This window comes from Kitasatospora sp. NPDC094015, assembly GCF_040304075.1.
Classification (GTDB): domain Bacteria; phylum Actinomycetota; class Actinomycetes; order Streptomycetales; family Streptomycetaceae; genus Kitasatospora.
The window spans coordinates 37,828-57,569 of the sequence record NZ_JBEOUL010000019.1 but is presented as its reverse complement, the minus strand read 5'-3'; the positions used below and the strand labels follow the sequence as shown (position 1 = coordinate 57,569).

16 protein-coding genes, 2 tRNA genes and 1 riboswitch are annotated in these 19,742 nt (G+C 72.0%); of the genes, 5 read left to right on the top strand and 13 right to left on the bottom strand.

Annotation, left to right across the window (positions count from 1 at the left end):
- Positions 1 to 7: 7 nt before the first annotated feature.
- The 5 genes from clpX to ABT014_RS22160 all read right to left on the bottom strand — a co-directional run bounded on the left by clpX (position 8) and on the right by ABT014_RS22160 (position 5,138).
- Entirely contained in the window at positions 8 to 1,297 is a 1,290-nt protein-coding gene (gene clpX / locus ABT014_RS22180) for an ATP-dependent Clp protease ATP-binding subunit ClpX (RefSeq protein ID WP_350640740.1), read from the bottom strand.
- A 311-nt stretch (positions 1,298 to 1,608) separates the two neighbouring features.
- Positions 1,609 to 2,268 (bottom strand): ATP-dependent Clp protease proteolytic subunit, encoded by a 660-nt coding sequence (locus ABT014_RS22175; protein ID WP_033821850.1) that lies wholly within the window; start codon positions 2,266 to 2,268, stop codon positions 1,609 to 1,611.
- Positions 2,269 to 2,324: 56 nt separating this feature from the next.
- Complete coding sequence (locus ABT014_RS22170) at positions 2,325 to 2,942, bottom strand: ATP-dependent Clp protease proteolytic subunit (protein ID WP_484624734.1); 618 nt, start codon at positions 2,940 to 2,942, stop codon at positions 2,325 to 2,327.
- 318 nt (positions 2,943 to 3,260) lie between these two features.
- The gene (gene tig, locus ABT014_RS22165) at positions 3,261 to 4,658 is read right to left on the bottom strand and encodes a trigger factor (protein WP_350640738.1); all 1,398 of its coding nucleotides are present in this window, start codon (positions 4,656 to 4,658) and stop codon (positions 3,261 to 3,263) included.
- 406 nt (positions 4,659 to 5,064) lie between these two features.
- Positions 5,065 to 5,138: transfer RNA gene (locus tag ABT014_RS22160), tRNA-Pro, on the bottom strand.
- Between the two features lie 177 nt (positions 5,139 to 5,315).
- Here ABT014_RS22160 and ABT014_RS22155 point away from each other — a divergent pair.
- Positions 5,316 to 5,389: transfer RNA gene (locus ABT014_RS22155), tRNA-Gly, on the top strand.
- A 63-nt stretch (positions 5,390 to 5,452) separates the two neighbouring features.
- Here the strand turns inward: ABT014_RS22155 and ABT014_RS22150 are convergent.
- Together ABT014_RS22150 and ABT014_RS22145 are read right to left on the bottom strand one after the other, a co-directional pair.
- Complete coding sequence (locus ABT014_RS22150) at positions 5,453 to 6,118, bottom strand: hypothetical protein (protein ID WP_350640737.1); 666 nt, start codon at positions 6,116 to 6,118, stop codon at positions 5,453 to 5,455.
- 247 nt (positions 6,119 to 6,365) lie between these two features.
- The gene (locus ABT014_RS22145; RefSeq protein WP_350640736.1) at positions 6,366 to 7,310 is read right to left on the bottom strand and encodes a M23 family metallopeptidase; all 945 of its coding nucleotides are present in this window, start codon (positions 7,308 to 7,310) and stop codon (positions 6,366 to 6,368) included.
- A gap of 3 nt (positions 7,311 to 7,313) precedes the next feature.
- Positions 7,314 to 7,476, bottom strand: a riboswitch (cyclic di-AMP (ydaO/yuaA leader).
- Positions 7,477 to 7,972: 496 nt separating this feature from the next.
- Between ABT014_RS22145 and ABT014_RS22140 the strand changes: the two genes are divergently transcribed.
- On the top strand, positions 7,973 to 8,710 hold the full coding sequence (locus ABT014_RS22140; protein WP_350640735.1) for a DUF6348 family protein: 738 nt from the start codon (positions 7,973 to 7,975) through the stop codon (positions 8,708 to 8,710).
- A 165-nt stretch (positions 8,711 to 8,875) separates the two neighbouring features.
- Here ABT014_RS22140 and ABT014_RS22135 read toward each other — a convergent pair whose 3' ends face one another.
- Both ABT014_RS22135 and ABT014_RS22130 read right to left on the bottom strand, forming a co-directional pair.
- Complete coding sequence (locus tag ABT014_RS22135) at positions 8,876 to 9,070, bottom strand: hypothetical protein (protein ID WP_350640734.1); 195 nt, start codon at positions 9,068 to 9,070, stop codon at positions 8,876 to 8,878.
- Positions 9,071 to 9,542: 472 nt separating this feature from the next.
- A complete protein-coding gene (locus ABT014_RS22130; protein ID WP_350640805.1) occupies positions 9,543 to 10,685 on the bottom strand; it encodes a PP2C family protein-serine/threonine phosphatase in 1,143 nt (380 codons plus the stop codon).
- A 325-nt stretch (positions 10,686 to 11,010) separates the two neighbouring features.
- Here ABT014_RS22130 and ABT014_RS22125 point away from each other — a divergent pair, with 325 nt between their 5' ends.
- Complete coding sequence (locus ABT014_RS22125) at positions 11,011 to 12,291, top strand: GNAT family N-acetyltransferase (protein ID WP_350640733.1); 1,281 nt, start codon at positions 11,011 to 11,013, stop codon at positions 12,289 to 12,291.
- Positions 12,292 to 12,352: 61 nt separating this feature from the next.
- Here the strand turns inward: ABT014_RS22125 and ABT014_RS22120 are convergent, their stop codons facing one another.
- A complete protein-coding gene (locus ABT014_RS22120) occupies positions 12,353 to 12,838 on the bottom strand; it encodes a ribose-5-phosphate isomerase (protein WP_350640732.1) in 486 nt (161 codons plus the stop codon).
- Between the two features lie 110 nt (positions 12,839 to 12,948).
- Positions 12,949 to 13,551, bottom strand: coding sequence for a biotin transporter BioY (locus tag ABT014_RS22115; protein ID WP_350640731.1), 603 nt, complete (start codon positions 13,549 to 13,551; stop codon positions 12,949 to 12,951).
- 276 nt (positions 13,552 to 13,827) lie between these two features.
- Here ABT014_RS22115 and ABT014_RS22110 point away from each other — a divergent pair, with 276 nt between their 5' ends.
- Positions 13,828 to 15,237, top strand: a complete 1,410-nt coding sequence (locus tag ABT014_RS22110) for an amino acid permease (protein WP_502895063.1) — start codon at positions 13,828 to 13,830, stop codon at positions 15,235 to 15,237.
- Between the two features lie 114 nt (positions 15,238 to 15,351).
- Here the strand turns inward: ABT014_RS22110 and ABT014_RS22105 are convergent, their stop codons facing one another.
- Positions 15,352 to 15,987 (bottom strand): mycothiol-dependent nitroreductase Rv2466c family protein, encoded by a 636-nt coding sequence (locus tag ABT014_RS22105; RefSeq protein ID WP_350640730.1) that lies wholly within the window; start codon positions 15,985 to 15,987, stop codon positions 15,352 to 15,354.
- Positions 15,988 to 16,156: 169 nt separating this feature from the next.
- On the opposite strand from ABT014_RS22105, the gene pepN reads away from it, so the two are divergent.
- Complete coding sequence (gene pepN / locus ABT014_RS22100) at positions 16,157 to 18,721, top strand: aminopeptidase N (protein ID WP_350640729.1); 2,565 nt, start codon at positions 16,157 to 16,159, stop codon at positions 18,719 to 18,721.
- Between the two features lie 70 nt (positions 18,722 to 18,791).
- Here pepN and ABT014_RS22095 read toward each other — a convergent pair whose 3' ends face one another.
- On the bottom strand, positions 18,792 to 19,736 hold the full coding sequence (locus ABT014_RS22095; RefSeq protein WP_350640728.1) for a carbohydrate ABC transporter permease: 945 nt from the start codon (positions 19,734 to 19,736) through the stop codon (positions 18,792 to 18,794).
- Positions 19,737 to 19,742 lie beyond the last annotated feature (6 nt).

Genomic DNA, 19,742 nt, shown 5'->3' with positions numbered 1-19,742 from the left:
AGCGCGGTCAGGCGCTCTTCTCGCGCCGCTCGCGCTTGATCATGTCGCGCGGGACCAGGGTCGGGATGGCGTGCTTGGAGACCACGTCCCCGGTCACCACCACGCGGGCGACGTCCTGACGCGAGGGCACCTCGTACATCACGGACATCAGCACCTCCTCCATGATGGCGCGCAGACCGCGGGCGCCGGTGCCCCGCAGGATCGCCTGGTCGGCGATGGCCTCCAGCGCGTCCCGGGTGAACTCCAGCTCCACGCCGTCGAGTTCGAACAGCTTGCGGTACTGCTTCACCAGCGCGTTCTTCGGCTCGGTGAGGATCTGCAGCAGCGCCTCGCGGTCCAGGTTGTGCACGCTGGTGATCACCGGGAGGCGGCCGATGAACTCCGGGATCATGCCGAACTTGACCAGGTCCTCCGGCATCACCTGACGGAAGTGGTCGCTCGCGTCCTGCTCGCGCTTGGAGCGGATGTTGGCGCCGAAGCCGATGCCCTTGGCACCCGCGCGGCCCTCGATGATCCGCTCCAGACCGGCGAACGCACCGCCCACGATGAACAGCACGTTGGTGGTGTCGATCTGGATGAACTCCTGGTGCGGGTGCTTGCGCCCGCCCTGCGGCGGCACCGAGGCGGTGGTGCCCTCCAGGATCTTCAGCAGCGCCTGCTGCACGCCCTCGCCGGAGACGTCACGGGTGATCGACGGGTTCTCGCTCTTGCGGGCGACCTTGTCGATCTCGTCGATGTAGATGATCCCGGTCTCGGCCTTCTTGACGTCGTAGTCCGCCGCCTGGATCAGCTTGAGCAGGATGTTCTCGACGTCCTCGCCGACGTAGCCGGCCTCGGTCAGCGCCGTGGCGTCCGCGATCGCGAACGGCACGTTCAGCATCCGGGCCAGGGTCTGCGCCAGCAGCGTCTTGCCGGAGCCGGTCGGGCCCAGCAGCAGGATGTTGGACTTGGCGAGCTCGATCGCGTCCTCACGGCCGGTGCCGCCGCTGCGGCCGCTCTCGCCCGCCTGGACCCGCTTGTAGTGGTTGTAGACGGCGACCGACAGCGCCTTCTTCGCCAGCTCCTGGCCGACCACGTACTGGTCCAGGAACTCGTAGATCTCGCGGGGCTTCGGCAGCTCCTCGAAGCGCACCTCGGAGCTCTCGGCGAGCTCCTCCTCGATGATCTCGTTGCACAGGTCGATGCACTCGTCGCAGATGTACACACCTGGCCCGGCGATCAGCTTCTTCACCTGCTTCTGCGATTTGCCGCAGAACGAGCACTTGAGCAGGTCGCCGCCGTCTCCGATGCGTGCCACGAGGTGCTTCCCCTTCGCCAGGGGCCCCGCAGGAGTTCCGGGGCCTGGTGCTGTGGACCGGCTGCGCCGAACGGCGGCCGGTCTCGCTATCCGACGGTACTCTGCCGCGCCGGGAATTCCGTCGTCTTCGGCAGCTCTGCCCTACGCCCTGGGCGAATTGATACCGAACAGATGCCGTCCTGCGGGCATGGACCCGCACTGCAATTGTGCCGGGTCCGCGCCCCGACCGGAACGGCTCGGGGCGGGGCGCAAGGTCACATCCCGTACGGAGGATGCGCCCGCGACCCGCCCCGGAGCCGCCGGTGCGACCGTCAGTCGGTCAGCGAGGTCTTGCGGGTCGAGATGATCTGGTCGATCAGCCCGTACTCCAGCGCCTCCTCGGCGGTGAGGATCTTGTCGCGCTCGATGTCGTCGCGGACCTGCTCCACGGCCTTGTTGGAGTGCTTCGCCAGCATCTCCTCCAGCTGCTCGCGCATCCGGAAGATCTCCTTGGCCTGGATCTCCAGGTCCGACACCTGACCGCGGCCGGTCTCGGTGTACGGCTGGTGGATCAGGATGCGGGCGTTCGGCAGCGCCATCCGCTTGCCCGGGGTGCCCGCCGCCAGCAGCACGGCGGCGGCCGAGGCGGCCTGGCCCATGCAGACGGTGGTGATGTCGGGCTTCACGTACTGCATGGTGTCGTAGATGGCCGTCAGGGCCGTGAACGAGCCGCCGGGCGAGTTGATGTACATCTGGATCTCGCGGTCCGGGTCCATCGACTCCAGGCAGAGCAGCTGGGCCATGATGTCGTTGGCCGAGACGTCGTCCACCTGGGAGCCGAGGAAGATGATGCGCTCCTCGAACAGCTTGGCGTACGGGTCGTACTCGCGGATGCCCTGCGAGGTGCGCTCGACGAAGCGCGGGACGATGTAGCGGCCCTCGGCGCGGGCGCCGTAGTACTCACCGCGCGGCATGTTGGGGGTGGTGTTCATGGGTTGGTCCGTCCTCCGACGAAGCGTGCGGTCTGGGGGTCTCTTACGGGCGGCGCTCAGGCGCCCGTGCCGCCGCCGCCGGGAACGTCCGCGGCGCTGTGCATGATCTGGTCGATGAGGCCGTACTCCTTGGCCTCCTCCGGGGTGAACCAGCGGTCCCGGTCGGAGTCCGCGGTGACCCGGTCGAAGGTCTGGCCGCTGTGGTGCGCGATCAGCTCCGACATCCGCTTCTTGGTGCGGAGCAGCTGCTCGGCCTGGATCTTGATGTCGGTGGCGGAGCCGCCGAGGCCGGCCGAGGGCTGGTGCATCAGGATGTTGGCGTTGGGCAGCGAGAAGCGCTTGCCCGGGGTGCCGGCCGTCAGCAGGAACTGGCCCATCGAGGCCGCCATGCCCATCGCGATCGTGACCACGTCGTTCTTGATGTACTGCATGGTGTCGTAGATCGCCATGCCGGCCGTGATCGAGCCGCCCGGGGAGTTGATGTAGAGGTAGATGTCCTTGTCCGGGTCGGCCGCCAGCAGCAGGAGCTGGGCCGTGATCTTGTTGGCGATGTCGTCGTCGACCTGCTGGCCGAGGAAGATGATCCGCTCGTTGAGCAGCCGGTTGTAGACCTGGTCGCCCAGGCCGCCGAGCACGTCACCAGCGGCGGCGTGCGGCGCCATCAGGCCAGGCATCTGCATCTGCGGGAACGTCACTTAGCCACCTGCTCAGTCGATCTGCTTGTGTGTCGCTGTCTATGGACCCTAACGCGAGGGCGGGGCCGCAGAATCCCCCACGCAGAACTGTTCGCTGTGAGCGCAGGTCCGGTGGTGCCAACGGAGGACGAACGGCTGCGGACGCCCGGGGGCCGGGCGGTGAGCGGGCGGCGCACGCGGAGACCCGGCCGGCCGGGCACCCGGGCGGCCGCAAAACGAGCGGGCCCGGACACCGTGCGGTGTCCGGGCCCGCTACCGCCTGTCGAGCAGGCGTCACGCCGGGGTGTCGTTCGGGGCTCAGGCCTCGGTGGACTCGCCCGCCTCGGTCTCGGCAGCGGCCTCGGCCTGCTCCGCCGACTCCTCGGCCTCCTCGTCGTCCTCGAAGGAGACGACCTCGCCGTTGGTGTCCTTCACCGCGGCGGCCTCGACCACGAGGGCCAGCGCCTTGCCGCGGGCGACCTCGCCGACCAGCAGCGGGACCTGGTTGCCCTGGACGACCTGCTGGGCGAACTGGTCCGGGGTGAGGCCCGAACCGGCGGCGCGGCGGATCAGGTGCTCGGTGAGCTCCTCCTGGTTGACCCCGAGCTCCTCCTTCGCCACGATCTCGTCCAGCACGAACTGGGTCTTGATGCCCTTCTTGGCCTGCTCCTCGGTCTCCGCCAGGAAGTCCTCGAGGGACTTGTCCTGGGTGGCGAGGTACGCCTCCAGGTTCAGGCCCATGGGCTCCAGCTGGTGGTGCTCCAGGTTGTGGCGACGGGTCTCGATCTCGTCCTTGAGGAGCTTCTCCGGGTAGTCCATCTCGACCAGCCCGAGCAGCTCGTCCAGGACCTTCTCCTGCGCCTGGGTGGCCTGGTCGAACTCCTTCATGCGCTCCAGGCGCTTGCGGGAGTCGCCACGCAGCTCCTCCAGGGTGTCGAACTCGCTCGCCAGCTGGGCGAACTCGTCGTCCAGCTCGGGGAGCTCCTTCTCCTGGACGGCGGTCACGGTGACGGTGACCTCCGAGTCCTTGCCGGCCTGGGTGCCGCCCTTGAGGGTGGTGGTGAAGGTCTTGGTCTCACCGGCGGACAGGCCGATGACGGCCTCGTCGATGCCGTCCAGCAGGCGGCCGGAGCCGATCTCGTAGCTCACGCCGGTCGCGGTGCCGTCCTCCGGCACCTCGCCGTCGACCTTGGCCTCGAGGTCCACGACCACGACGTCCTCGGCGCCCGCGGCGCGCTCGACGTCCTTGACCGAGGAGAAGCGCTCGCGCAGCTGCTCCAGCGACTTCTCGATGTCCTCGTCGGAGACGACGACCGGGTCGACGACCACGCTGATCGAGGTGAAGTCCGGGAGAGCGATCTCCGGGCGGACGTCGACCTCGGCGGTGAACTTGAGGTCACCACCGTCGGCGAGCTTCTCGACACCCTCGATGTCGGTGATGTCGGGCTGGCCCAGGACGTCGATCTTGCCCTCGTCGACGGCCTGCGTGTAGAAGCGCGGCAGCGCGTCGTTCACGGCCTCTTCGAGCACCGCGGCACGGCCGAAGCGCTGGTCGATCACCTTGTTCGGGATCTTGCCCTTACGGAAGCCCGGGACGGTGACCTGCTGGTTGATCTTCTTGTACGCCGCGTCGAGGCTGGGCTTGAGCTCCTCGAAGGGCACCTCGACGGTGAGTCGAACCCGGGTCGGGTTCAGAGTCTCGACGGCGCTCTTCACGGTTAGGTCTCCTAGGGGCTTGCGGTCTGGTTGTCTCCGCCGGGACCGGGACGGCCGGGACGGCCGAGCTGGCTGGCGAGACGGGCGATGGGCGGTTGGAGCTGCATCTCCCGTACGGGGGTGGACGGTGAGCGTGACTCCTCGCCCTCGGGCGGCTGACCTGCGAGCATGCCACAGGTACTACCGCCAGCTGCCCATCCTACCGGTACGGCGAAAGCCCGACGCCAGGGCGCTGCCGCGGGGCCCCGCCGGAGGCCCGGACCGACCGGTCCGCGCACCCCTGGGCGGGCGGCCGTAGCCGCCGGGGCCGGGCAGGCCCGGTCACCGGGGACGGGCGGGCGCGACTGCCGGGCCGGACGACGAAACAGGGCCCCGTCCGCCGGACGAGACCCTGTCGCACACGATGTCGGGGTGACCGGATTCGAACCGACGGCCTTCCGCTCCCAAAGCGGACGCGCTACCAAACTGCGCCACACCCCGTAGTGCCGAGAGGAAGAGTACACGGCGGCCTCCCCCGGCCCGGCGCATTATGAACCCCCCGCCGGAGCGAAAGCGACGTGCACTCCACCGCCCCGACCAGGTACGCTAGCCCCGTCCTCCCGGCCGCACCCGGCCGAGGGGTCGCGTACAGTCGGACGTACCGTCAACTGCGCGCATGCGGGTGTAGCTCAATGGTAGAGCCCCAGTCTTCCAAACTGGTCACGCGAGTTCGATTCTCGTCACCCGCTCCACCACCTCGGCCCCGGGCCGGCGATCAACTCGCCGACCCGGGGCCGAAGTCGTGTGAGGGCCGGTCAGGTCTCCGGGCCCGTCCCGTGCCCGATCGGGCGGCCGTCGTCGCCGAGGTGCTCGCGACGCCAGATCTCCTTCCAGCCCCACGGGGTGGCCGGTACGAACCCGTGCCCGCGCCCGCACGGACACGGCGCCGGTGCCCATCCGCATCCGGCGCACAACTCGACCGAGCCGTGACCGGTCGGCAGCACCACCTGCGGCTCCTCGCTCCCGCAGGCCGGGCAGCCCGGTAGGTCGGCGCCGCCCAGGAGGGCGTTCTGCCGCCGGACGTAGTCGGGCAGCCGCAGCGACGGATGACGGCACGGATCGTCGTACCAGGCGCCGGTCGGGCCGCCCGCCCACCACCAGCCCCGCAGCCACCACGGCCGGGGCTCCGGTACGGCCCGGCGCCCGGCCCGCTTCTGCGCACGGCGCTGCGCCTCGAACTCCGCCGCCCGGGTACGCAACAGCTCCCGCGCCTCGTGCAGTTCCTCCACCGCCCGGACCAGCGCGGCCGGGTCCGCCGCCAGCCGCCGGGGGATCCGGGCGGTGAGCGTGAGGTGGTGGTAGGTCGCCCGCAGGCCGTACGGCGCGAAGAGGGTGAGGCAGGTGCGCAGCGCGCTGTGCCGGCGGTGGACGGGGAGCCGGGCGTCGTGCACGCGTGCCCGGTGGGTCAGGAAGCTGGTCATCCGCCGGGGGCTCCGGTCCTGACCGTCGGTGGATCGGTCAACTCGCCGGCCGGAGAGAGGAACTGGGACCTGGGTGGCATCACCCGGCGATCATGCCGGACCGGGACGCCGGCGCGCGACGGCATTGTGCTCCGCCCCGGCAAGGCCGTGCGCGACGCGGCGGCGGGTGTGCCGGAGGCCCGGCCCGGGACTTGGGGTCCTGGGCCGGGCCTGCGGCGGGTGTGGCGGGTGGGGTTCGATCCGGGGATCAGACCTTGACGCCGTGGGCGGCCAGGTAGGCCACCGGGTCGATGTCCGAGCCGTACGCCGGGCCGGTGCGGACCTCGAAGTGCAGGTGCGGGCCCGTGACGTTGCCGGTGGCGCCGGAGAGGCCGATCTGCTGGCCGGCGGTGACGGTCTGGCCGACCGTCACACCGATCGAGGACAGGTGGGCGTACTCCGAGTACTTGCCGTCGGCGTGCTTGATGACGACCTCGTTGCCGTAGGCGCCACCGTTGCCGGCGGAGACCACGGTGCCGGCCGCGATGGACTTCACCGAGGTGCCGGTGCCCACCACGAAGTCGACACCGGTGTGGTAGCCGGAGGACCAGTTGGAGCCGGCCTGGTGGTACGGGGTGCCGAGCGGGCCGTTGACCGGCGCGACGTAACCCGAGGTGGCGGGGGCCACGGCCGGGGCGGAGGCGGCGGGCGCCTCGGTCTTCGGGGCAGCCGGCTTGGGGGCGGCCGGCTTCGGGGTCTCGGCCTTGGGGGCCGGGGTGACCGGGGCGCGGTGCTCGGAGCGGGAGGCCGGGGCCTCGCTCTTCGGGGCGGCGGCCGGGGCGGCGGCCTGCTGGCCACCGACGGTCAGCTTCTGGCCCGGGAAGATCAGGTTCGGGTTGCCGCCGACGACCTGGCGGTTGTCCTGGTACAGCTTCTGCCAGCCGCCGTCGACGTGCTGGGCAGCGGCGATCTTGGACAGGGTGTCGCCGTGGACGACCTGGTAGCTGTGGTCGGCGGGGGCCTCGGCAGCGGCCGGCGCGGCCGGGGCGGCCTGCTCGGCAGCGGCGGAGACGGTGCCCTGGGCGTCGGCGGAGGTGTGGGCCGAGGCGGCGGTGACCGGAAGAGCGACGGCAGCGGTGACGACACCGGTGGCGACGGCAATTCGGGTCAGGCTGGACAGACGGGGACGACGGTGCTTGCCCTTACCGGACATTGAGCGGTTCCTCTCCGACGCCTACGAGGTGAGCTGTCGGGTTCGGACGGGAGATCGCCCGGCCGTGAAAAAGACACGGCTTCACCCCAAGCCGCACCGGAATTCCGGAAACGGCACTTACCTTGGGTCCCCCGCTCCTGCCGTGCACGGATGGTGTGCGTCGGCCCCGGGCAGCGGCAGGACTCGGCGTTCCACCCGGTGGCCCCGCCCGGCGTTTGCCGGGCAGGTCACGAAGCAAAACCTATGAGGCGCATACGGAGCAAGTGACGGCACGTAAGGAACGAAAGCGGACATAAGATCAACAAGGACGAAAGTCACGCTCTGCTGTGGCCGCAAGGCCCACCGCAGCCGAATTGCTCACCCGTCGCACATTTCCCGATGCACAGCGTGGCGAATTTCGCTTTCCGCACGTGCGGTACGACCGAGAGCGACGAAAACCCGCGGTTCGCGTGACTCCGGTCACCCCCTCCGGGCCCGGTCGGCCGCCGTCCACCGCTCCGCAGGCGCCGTTCGGAGCCGGTCCCGGCGCCCGCCGGCCCGGTTCGGGTTTCCCGCCGGGAGGCGGCGGCCGATAGCCTCATCGGTGTTCGATTTCCCCCACGCTTCGAGCTAGGAGCCGGCCTGTGGGCCCGCAGCACCGACTGGACGTCATACAGCGCAGCGTGATCCGCGAAATGGCGCGCTTCGGGCAGGGGTTCACCGTCGACGGCGAGCTGCTGCGGGGCCCCGGCAGTACGGCCGTCGCGGTCCGCGAGCACCCGGGCGACGGCGGCGCCGGTCATGTCGACCTCGGCTACGTGCTCCAACTCGGCCGCGCCGACGGGCCGGTGGTGTGGGACTGCGCGGCCGGGCTCGGGCGGACCGAGGAGGAGCAGCTCGCCAACGCCGTCCGGATGTGGGCGACCACCACCGCCGGCGCCGTGGTCGAACTGCTGGAGCGCCGGGGCGAGTACGCCGACCACTACCGGTCGGCGGAGCTGCCGGGCTGGCACGCGCTGCAGGGGCCGGCCGCCGTGTTCGGCTTCGGCTCCCGCGAGTTGGCCCACTGGCTGGCGGCGAACCAGCCGCTGACGGCGCTGGCCGAGAGCCTGCGAACGGAGCTGACCGGACCGCAGGTGAACGGGGTCAAGCTGTTCCTCGGCGGCCGGGTCGGCGAGGACGTCGCGGAGGTCCGGGTGAACGGGGTGGTCTGCGACCGCGCCTCGGCCGCGCTCCGCGCGCTGGACTGGCCCCGCGGCGAACGGCTGTGCTGGGCAAGGCTGTTCATCCTGCTGGTCGCGGAGGTGGCGGAGCAGCCGGCCGCTCGGCCGGAGCCCGTCGAGGTGCCCGGACCGACCGCCGTCACCCGGCGGGCGGGGCTGCTCGCCCGGCTGCGGCGGGTACGGCCGCAGCGCCGCTGAGGTCCGCGGCGCCACCGGCGTCCCCGTCGGTTCGGCGGTCCGCACCGTCCGCACCGGAGCACGCCGCGACCGTCCCGCGCGGGACGGCCCTGGACCGGGGCGCGGGCAGGGGGAAGGGCCGGACGGCACAGGCGCCGACCGGCTCGACAGCGGACCCGGGAGGGTTCAGCCCGCGACGGAGGAGATCGTCGAGGCCAGCTGGGTGAGGAAGTCCTGGATCGGCTTGGCCGCCGTGGACTGGCTCACCATGAAGCCGAACAGCGCCGCGATGATCGCGTGGCTCGTCTTCAGCTGCTTGTTACGGATGAAGATGACGACGATGATGCCGAACAGCACCAGCGCGGACACGGAGAAGGCCACCCGGACTCACTTCCTCATTTCATGGCGGGTTCGAGACGGAACCGGACGGTCCCTGGCGGACAGGCCGTCCCGCCGCGACCGGAGCGCCACAGGGGCGTCCGAGGTCGCCAGACGACAGCCGCGTGGCGCACGATTCGCCCCCCATCCCCCGAGTCTCGACCAGCCCACCCGGACTCAGTGTGGTCGCTCGTGCGGACTCCGTAAAGGACTTGTCGGAAGCCCAGGAGCAAGATCCCGCGATGTGGGACGAATTTCCGCCGTCCGCGACCTTAGCGGAGCCCTTCTGACGGTGCGTCGACGGGTGCCCGGGCATCGGCACCGGGCTGGGCCGCAGGGCGGCAAACCGGCAGGCCGACCGCACTGTGATCCACTCCGGCGGCCCGGGCGCGGGGAATGGCCGAAGATCACCACTCCTGATTGACAGTCCGGGCAGCGGTCCACCGGCGCGCCGAAGTCGGCCGGGGCTCCCGGCTCAGCGCCGCCAGAGCAGCAGCACGGCCCGGTCGTCGTTGACGTCCTTGGCGACCGACTCGATCAACCGGCCGGCCACCCCCCGGCTGCCGCTGCCGAACTGGGCGCCGGCCACCAGCCGGTCGGCCTCCCCCATCAGCCGGTCCATCCCCTCGGTCAGGTCGCGCCCCGGCACCTCGACCATGCCGTCGGTGCACAGCAGCAGCACGTCGCCGTGCACGAGCCGGCCGCGTACGCCGTCGAACTTGGCGCCGTCGTACACGCCGAGCAGCGGGCCCTCCGCCTCCTGGACCTCCCAGCGGCCGGAGCCCGCCAGCCGCTGCATGCCCGGCAGGTGGCCGGCCGAGAGCAGCTCGTACTCGCCGGTGTCCAGGTCGAGCACCAGGTGGACGGCGGTGGCGAAGCCCTCCTCCCAGTCCTGGCGCAGCAGGTAGCCGTTGGCGGCGGGCAGGAACTCGTGGGCAGGCAGCGAGCCCAGCAGGCCGCCGAAGGCACCGGAGAGCAGCAGCGCCCGGGAGCCCGCGTCCATGCCCTTGCCGGAGACGTCCGCGAGGACGGCCTCCAGGACCCGGCGCCCGGGGCCGGTGCGGGCCGCCACCACGAAGTCCCCGGAGAAGGACTGGCCACCGGCCGGGCGCAGCGCCATGTCGGCGTGCCAGCCCTCGGGCAGGGCCGGGATCCGGCCCTGGACCCGGATCCGCTCGCGCAGGTCGAAGAGCATCGAGCCGCCGCCGCGCCAGGGCACGCCGACCCGGCTGCGGAACTGGGCGACCAGGAGCCCGGCGACGCCGACCGCGCCGACCACCAGGGCGGCGCCGGGGGTGACCCCGTAGACGTACTCCTCGGGATGGTCGCTGGCGACCCGCTCGCCGGTGTGGATCAGGGACTCGGTGGACAGGCCGAGGGCGGCGGCGCCGTAGAGCAGGACCAGGGTGCCGGGGCGCAGCAGCATGGCGCCGGCCAGGATCGGCAGCACCAGGGCGGTCGGCGGGGCCCAGGCGGGGATCCAGACGTTGAGCAGCACCAGCAGCGGGATGGCGATCAGGAAGGCGGCGAAGGCGAGCCAGTCGGCGCCGTCGCCGCGGAAGTAGTCGACGCCGGCCCGGCGGATCCGCCGGCGGGTGCGGTACAGCCTGGCGCGCAGCAGTGCCGCGGCGGGCTCCGCGACCGTCGCGGCCGGGCCCGTCGCAGTCGTCTGGGGCGGTGCGCCCGGCTCTCTGCCAGCCATGGGGTCCGACCTTATCCACCGCTCGGGCCCGGCGTCGACGGGGTGGGGAGGCCGGGCCGCGGGGTCGCACCGGGGGCCGGGTGCGTTTCGGCCGCTCGCAGGGGCCGGTCCGGGGGCCTCGGGGCCGGCCTGCGGGAGCGTGCGGAGGGCCGCCGCGCGCCGCCCGCCGGGCGAGCGGTTTCGACCGGACATGTCGCAAAAGTCGGTCGCGCCCGCACGGCCGAGCTGATAGCTGTGCTGTATGACTGCCGACCCGTCCGCACGGCGGACCAAGGATGCATCGCAGGCCCTGACCGTCCGGCCGCTGGCCGCCGCCGAGTGGGAGACCTGGTACCGCGGGCTGGAGATCGCGTTCGGCGGCGAGGAGGAGCCACCGGAGGAGCGCGCGCTCTGGCAGGAACTGACCGAGATCGACCGTTCGCTGGCGATCTGCGACGGCTCCGAGATCGTCGGCGGTGGCAGCGCGTTCAGCTTCCGGATGTCCGTACCCGGCGGGGCGGTGCTGCCGGCCGCGGGCGTCACCATGGTCGGCGTGCTGCCGACGCACCGCCGGCGCGGGGCGCTCACCGCGCTGATGCGCCACCAGCTGGACGGGATCCGCGCCCGGGGCGAGGCGCTGGCCGTGCTCACCGCCTCGGAGCCGGCCATCTACGGGCGGTTCGGGTACGGGCTGGGCACCTGGCGGATGGCGGTCACGGTGCCGAGCACCAGGGTCACCGTTCCCGCGCTGCCCGGCCCCCCGCTGCGGCTGCGGCTGGCCGACCCGGTGGCATCGGGGCCGGAGTGCGAGCGGCTGTACGCGGCGCTGGTGCCGCGCCGGCCCGGGATGCTGGAGCGGCGGCCGGGGTGGGAGAAGCTCCCGCTGCTGGACGCCCCCGGCGCGCGCGACGGCGCCTCGCCGCTGCAGTGCGTGCTGGCCGAGGAGCAGGACACCGGCCGGCTGGTGGGCTACGCCCGGTACGCGGTGAAGGCCGACTGGGTCCGCAACAACGCCGCCGGTACGGTCCGGGTGCGCGACCTCGAGGCGCTCTCCCCGCAGGTGTGCGCGGCGCTCTGGTCGTACCTGCTGGAGCTGGACCTCACCGAGCAGGTCCACGCGGGCAACCGCCCGGTCGACGACCCGCTGCTGCACCTGGTGTCGGACCCGCGCCGGGTGGAACCACGGCTGCAGGACTCGCTGTTCGTGCGGCTGGTCGACGTGGCCGCGGCGCTCGCCGGGCGCGGCTACCCGGGGCCGGTGGAGCTGGTGCTGGAGCTGACGGACGGGTTCTGCCCGTGGAACGCTGGGCGCTGGCGGCTGCGCAGCGACGGTCCGGGCAAGGGCGCGAGCTGCGACCGGACCGACCGGCCGGCCGAACTGGCGCTGGACGTACGGGCGCTGGGCTCGGCCTACCTGGGCGGGGTGACGCTGGCCGCGCTCGGGGCGGCCGGGCAGGTGCGGGAGGTGCGCGAGGGCGCGCTGGCCGAGGCGTCGCGGGCGTTCGCCTCGGAGCCGGCCCCGTGGCTGCCGCACGGGTTCTGACGGCCCGTGCGGCAGCGGTCGTGAGGGTCGGAGGGTGGGGTGGTGCCGGAGGTGGAGCGGATCAGCCCTGGGGGTGGTGGGCCGGGATCGGCGGCAGCTCGCCGGTGGTCTCGTACTCGCTCAGCATCTCGATCCGGCGGGTGTGCCGGGCCTCGCCGCTGTACGGGGTGTTGAGGAAGATCTCGACGAACTTGGTGGCCTCGTCGACGGTGTGCATCCGGCCGCCGACGCTGATCACGTTGGCGTTGTTGTGCTCCCGGCCCAGGGCGGCGGTCTGCTCGCTCCAGGCCAGCGCCGCACGGACGCCCTTGACCTTGTTGGCCGCGATCGCCTCGCCGTTGCCGGAGCCGCCGATCACGACGCCCAGGGACTCGGCGTCGGCGGCGGTGCGCTCGGCGGCGCGCAGGCAGAACGGCGGGTAGTCGTCCTCCGCGTCGTAGATGTGCGGCCCGCAGTCGACCGGCTCGTGGCCGGCCTCCTTCAGCCACTCCACAAGGTGGTTCTTGAGTTCGTATCCGGCATGGTCGGAGCCCAGGTACACGCGCATGGGTATGAGTGTGGCATGCGGGTGCGGCCACTCCCGGCAGCGGGCCCGGCGGCGGGCGGCCGGGCCCGGCGGCACACGCCCGCGGGCCGGCCGCCGGGCGCGGCGGCGGGTCAGCGCCGGCCGATCAGCTTCCAGGTCAGCGGGAGGGCGCCGATCGCCAGCGCGGCCTTCAGCGCGTCGCCCACCAGGTAGGGGTAGAGGCCGAGTTCGGCGGCGCGGGCGAGCGGCAGGTGCAGCGCGAGGGCGAGGTACGGGACGCCGACGGCGTAGATCGCCAGGTTGCCCAGCACCATCGCGACGGCGGTGCGCAGCGGGCTGCGGTCGGCGCCGCGCCGGGCGAGGGCGCCGGTCAGGCCGGCCGCCAGGACGAAGCCGAGCACGTAGCCGAGGCTCGGCATGGCCCAGCCGGAGGTGCCGTCGGCGAACCAGGGCAGGCCGGCCAGGCCGGCGAGCAGGTAGAGGCCGAGCGAGGCGATCCCGCGGCGGGCCCCGAGCACCGTGCCGACCAGCAGCGCGGCGAAGGTCTGGCCGGTGACCGGGACGGGCGAGCCGGGCACGTTGACCGAGAGCTGGGCGGCCAGGCCGGTGAACGCGGCGCCGCCGGCCACCAGGGCGAGTTCGCGGGCCTGGGCCCCGAGGCGGGTGGCGGCCCGCGGCAGCAGGTCGGCGAGGACGACGGCGGACGGGGCGGAGGTGGCGGTGGCGGTGGCCATGGGCGGGATCTTCCGTTCGGACACGTCGGGGCTGGTGAACAGTTGTGAACCTATGCTCCGGACGGCCCGGGCGGGGGCGTCGGCATCCGACAAACCGTCAGGGCCGCACTTGTCGGTTCCGACCTGATTCGGACACATCTGCGCAGTCAGGTGCACACTTTCGGTCACAGCACCGTCCGGATGGCGACCGTTTCGCCGCGCTCCTTGGCCGGGCCACCGGTCGTACCGAATAGTGGCCCGAAGTCTCCGCTATCCGAACAGTCTGGATCCGACCCGATGTCGACCCCCTCCCGACCGCCCGTCCTGGACCGGTCCGACCATCCCGTCGCCTCCCCCGCCGAGGGCGAGCTCTCGCACGGCCTCAAGCCGCGGCACCTGTCGATGATCGCGCTCGGCGGCGTGATCGGCGCCGGCCTCTTCGTCGGCTCCGGCGCGGGCATCGCCGCCGCCGGGCCCTCCATCGTGCTCGCCTTCGCGCTCTCCGGCCTGCTGGTGATGCTGGTGATGCGGATGCTCGGCGAGATGTCGGCCGCCCACCCGGCCAGCGGCTCCTTCTCGGTGCACGCGGAACGCGAGATCGGCCCCTGGGCCGGGCTCACCGTGGGCTGGCTGTTCTGGACCCTGCTGTGCGTGGGCGTCGGCGCCGAGGCGATCGGCGCGGCCGGCATCATGGGCAGCTGGCTGCCCGGGGTGCCCTCCTGGGTCTGGGTCGCGATCTTCATGAGCTTCTTCTGCGCGACCAACCTGGCCGCGGTGAAGAACTTCGGCGAGTTCGAGTTCTGGTTCGCCGCCGTCAAGGTGACCGCGATCGCCGCCTTCCTGGTGGTCGGCGTGCTGGCCGTGGCCGGCGTGCTGCCCGGCACCTCCTCCCCCGGCACCGCCAACCTCACCGGCACCGGCGGCTTCTTCCCGCACGGCACCACCGGCCTGATCACCGGCCTGCTCGCCTCGGTCTTCGCCTACGGCGGCCTGGAGACCGTGACCATCGCCGCCGCCGAGTCCGAGGACCCGCGGCGCAGCGTGGCATCCGCCGTCCGCACCGCGATGTGGCGGATCGCGCTGTTCTACGTCGGCTCGATGGCCGTGATCGTCACCCTGGTGCCGTGGAACGACCCGTCGGTGGTCAAGCCCGGCCCGTACGTCGCGGTGCTCGACCGGATCGGCATCACCGGCGCCGGGCAGCTGATGAACGTGGTGGTGCTGATCGCGCTGCTGTCCGCGATGAACGCCAACATCTACGGCTCCTCACGGATGGCGTACTCGCTGGTCAGCCGCGGCCAGGGGCCGAAGGTCCTGGGCCGGGTGTCCGGCGGGGTGCCGCGGCCGGCGGTGCTGGCCTCCTCGGCGTTCGGCTTCCTCGCGGTGCTGCTCAGCTACTGGTGGCCGACCACGGTGTTCAGCTGGCTGCTCAACATGGTCGGCGCGGCCGTCCTGGTGGTCTGGGCCTTCATCGCCGTCGCGCAGTTGCGGATGCGGCGACGGCTGGAGCGGGAGGCGCCCGAGCAGCTGACCGTGCGGATGTGGGCCTTCCCGTACCTGACCTGGCTGGCGTTGGCCGGCATCCTCGCGGTGCTGGCGCTCATGACGCTGGACGCGGGCAACCGGGTGCAGCTCTGGTTCACCCTCGGCCTCACGCTCGCCCTGGCGCTGGCCGGCCGGCTGCGGCGCAAGGTCCGCTCCGCCTGACGGGCCGGGGACACCGGCCGACGGGACACCGGCCGATGGAGCCGGGCCGTGGACGGCGGACGGGCCCGGTACGCGAGATGCGTACCGGGCCCGTCCGTGTGCTGCCGGGCGCGGTCACTCGAAGGACGGGCCGGCGGTGCGGGTGCGCTTGATCTCGTAGAAGCCGGGGGTGGAGGCGACCAGCACGGTGCCGTCCCACAGCCGGGCGGCGTTCTCGCCGCGCGGGGTGGGGGTGACCACCGGGCCGAAGAAGGCGACCCGGTCGCCGTCCGGGCCGTCCACCGCGATCACCGGGGTGCCGACGTCCTCGCCGACCAGCGAGATGCCCTCCTGGTGGGAGGCGCGCAGCGCCTCGTCGTACGCGTCGGTGTCGGCGGCGTCGGCCAGCTCGACCGGCAGGCCGGCGGCGGTCAGCGCGGCCTCGATGGTCGCCCGCTCGTTGGGCAGGCCCTGGTTGTGGAAGCGGGTGCCGAGCTCGGTGTACAGCGGGCCGAGCACCTTGTCACCGTGCTGCTGGGCGGCCGCGATCAGGACCCGGACCGGGCCCCAGCCCTTGCCCAGCATCTCCTTGTACCGGTCCGGCAGGTCGTCGCGGTTCTCGTTGAGCACCGACAGGCTCATCACGTGCCAGCGGGTGTCCACCGGACGCAGCTGCTCGACCTCCAGCATCCAGCGGGAGGTCATCCAGGCCCAGGGGCAGATCGGGTCGAACCAGAAGTCTGCGATCTTGCGGGAGTCGGCAGTCGTCACGGACAGTGCCCTTCGGTGAGCGGGTGCGAGTGGGTCTGACGAAGGGCCTCAACACCGGGAATCAGCGGCTGATTCCGCCGGGGCTGTGCAATGGTACGTGGCGCCGAGCATGAAAGGATGCGCCCGGCACCCCAGCCTCACGAGGCGCGATACGGACAGGAGTACCACCGTGCCGGGCAAGAACCTGAGCCGCGAGGAAGCCCAGCAGCGGGCCGGTCTGATCGAGGTGGAGAGCTACCGCGTCCACCTGGATCTGACCTCCGCTCCGGACCCCGCAGCCCCCACCTTCCTCTCCACCACCACCATCACCTTCCGTGCCGCCACCCCGGGCGCGGACAGCTTCGCCGACCTGCTCGCCCCCGGCGTCCGCTCGGTCACCCTGAACGGCCGCGAGCTGGACCCGGCCCGGGTCTTCGACGGCACCCGGGTGGCGCTCGACGGGCTGGCCGAGCACAACGTGCTGGTGGTGGCGGCGGACTGCGCGTACAGCCGCACCGGTGAGGGCCTGCACCGCTTCGTCGACCCGGTGGACGGCGAGACCTACCTCTACACGCATTTCGAGCCGGCCGACGCCCGCCGGGTCTTCGCCAACTTCGAACAGCCCGACCTGAAGGCCCCGTTCACCGTCACGGTGACCGCGCCGGCCGCGTGGGACGTGTACGCCAACGCGGTGCACGACTCGGTCGAGCAGCAGGACGGCGCCCGGACCTGGCGGTTCGCCCCGACCCGGCCGATCTCCACCTACCTGACCGCCGTGGTGGCCGGCCCGTACCACGTGGTGCGCGACCACTACAGCCGCGAACTGCCGGACGGCACCAGGCTGGAGATCCCGCTCGCCGCGACCTGCCGCAGGTCGCTCGCGGAGCACTTCGACGCGGCGGAGATCCTCACCGTCACCAAGCAGGGCCTGGACTTCTTCCACGAGGAGTTCGACTACCCGTACCCGTTCGGCAAGTACGACCAGTGCTTCGTCCCCGAGTACAACATCGGCGCGATGGAGAACCCCGGCTGCGTCACCTTCCGCGAGGAGTTCGTCTTCCGCTCGAAGGTCACCGAGGCCGCGTACGAGGGCCGGGCCAACGTGGTGCTGCACGAGATGGCGCACATGTGGTTCGGCGACCTGGTCACCATGAAGTGGTGGGACGACCTGTGGCTCAAGGAGTCCTTCGCGGACTTCATGGGCTCCTACGGCCTGATCGGCGCCGGCACCCGCTACCGCAGCGCCTGGATCACCTTCGCCAACCGCCGCAAGGCCTGGGCGTACCAGCAGGACCAGTACCCGACCACGCACCCGATCACCGCGGACATCCGGGACCTCGAGGACGCCAAGCTCAACTTCGACGGCATCACCTACGCCAAGGGCGCCTCGGTGCTCAAGCAGCTGGTCGCCTACGTGGGCCGGGACGCCTTCTTCGAGGGCGCCCGCCGCTACTTCCGCCGGCACGCCTTCGGCAACACCGTGCTGGGCGACCTGCTGAGCGTGCTGGAGGAGACCAGCGGACGCGACCTGAAGGCGTGGAGCTCCGCCTGGCTGCAGACCTCCGGGGTCAACTCGCTCACCCCGCAGGTGACCTGCGACGCCGACGGCCGGATCACCGAGCTGGCGGTGCTCCAGGACGGCGACACGCTGCGCCCGCACCGGGTGGCGATCGGCCTCTACGACCGCGACGGGACGGGCGCGCTGGTCCGCACCGACCTGGTCGAGCTGGACGTGGCCGGCGCCCGCACCACCGCGCCCGAGCTGGCCGGACGGCCGCGGCCCACCCTGGTGCTGGTCAACGACGAGGACCTGACCTACTGCAAGGTCCGCTTCGACGAGGTCTCGCTGGAGACCCTGCGCACCGGCCTCGGCGACCTCTCCGCGCCGCTGACCCGCGCGCTGGCCTGGTCCGCGGTGTGGAACCTGACCCGGGACGCCCTGATGCCGGCCCGGGACTACCTCGACCTGGTGCTGCGCTTCGCCGGGCAGGAGTCGGACATCGGCGTGCTCCAGTCGCTGCACCAGCAGGCCAGGACCGCCGTCGACCTGTACGCCGACCCGGCCTGGCGCGCCGAGGGCGGCCGGCTGCTGGCCGAGTGCGCGCTGCGCGAGCTGCGCGCCGCCGCTCCCGGCAGCGACCACCAGCTGGCCTGGGCCCGCTTCCTGGCCTCGGCCGCCGACGGCGCCGAGCACCAGCAGCTGGTGGCCGGGCTGCTCGACGGCAGCGCCCGGATCGACGGGCTGGTGGTCGACCAGGAGCTGCGCTGGGAGTTCTGGCTCACCCTGGCCGCCACCGGCCGGGCCGGCGCCGAGCAGATCGAGGGCGAGCTGCGCCGGGACAACACCGCCAGCGGCAAGCAGCGGGCGGTCAAGTGCCTGGCCGCGCTGCCGACCGCGGGCGCCAAGGCGACCGCCTGGTCGGCGGTGGTGGACTCGGACGACCTGCCCAACGCCCTGGTCGAGGCGCAGATCGCCGGCTTCGCCCAGCCGAACCAGCGCGAGCTGACGGCCGGCTACACCGCCGCCTACTTCGAGCTGCTGGAGACCGTCTGGGCGCAGCGCAGCATCGAGATCGCGATGCGGATCGTCGGCGGCTTCTTCCCCCGGTTGCAGACCGAGCCGGCGACCCTGGAGGCCACCGACGCCTGGCTGGCCGGGCACCCGGACGCGGCGCCCGCGCTGCGCCGGCTGGTGCTGGAGTGCCGGGACAACCTGGCCCGGGCGCTGCGCGCGCAGGACTGCGACCGCGGCTGAGCCGTCCGGACCGCACGACGGCGGCCGCCCGGGATCCCGGGCGGCCGCCGTCGTGTCCGGACCCGCCGGGCTACTTGAGGGTGGCCGAGGTCAGACCGGCCTGCACCTGGCGCTGGAAGGAGAGGTACACCACCAGCACCGGCAGCATCGCGATGGTCATGCCGGCGAACAGCGCGGGGGCGTCGCTCTTGTACCCGGACTGCAGGGCCAGGTTGACCAGGCCCTGGGCGAGCATCGAGTGGTCCGCCTCGCCGGCCGTGGTCGGCTGCATCAGGGTGACCGGCAGGATGTACTGGTTCCACTGGCCGAGCACGTTGAAGATGGCGACGCTGATCAGGCCGGGCTTGGCCATCGGCACCATGATCTGGAAGAACGCCCGGGTGTGCGAGCAGCCGTCCAGCATCGCCGCCTCGTGGACCGCGGTGGGCAGGGTGCGGAAGAACGAGTACAGGAAGAACACGGTGAACGGCAGCGAGTACGCCACGTACACCAGGATCAGGCCGAGGTAGCTGTTCAGGCCGAGGATCGGCGAGATCTCACCGAGGTTGCGGACCATGAAGAACAGCGGCACCAGGGCCAGGTAGACCGGGAACATCGACCCGGCCACGAACAGGTAGTAGATCGCCTTGTTGCCCTTGAACTCGTACCGGGCCAGCACGTACGCCGCCATGCCGCCGAACAGCATGGTCAGGGTGAGCGAGCCGGAGAGCACGATCAGGGTGTTCAGGAAGAACCCGCCGATGCCCTTGGACCAGGCCCGGGAGAAGGCGTCGAAGGCGAAGGTGGCCGGCCAGCTCCAGGCGCTGCCGTTGATCTGCGCGTCGGTCTTGAAGGAGCCGAGGACCACCCAGACCAGCGGGAAGACGATCAGCAGGGCCCAGACGGCCAGGAAGCCGTGGGAGAAGACGTTGAGGACTCCCCCGCCCTCGCCGAAGCGCGCGGTCCGGTCGGCCTTCGGGCGCTTGGCGGCGCGCGGGGCCGGGAGGGTCGAGGTCTCTTCGATGCTAGTGCTCATGTCCAT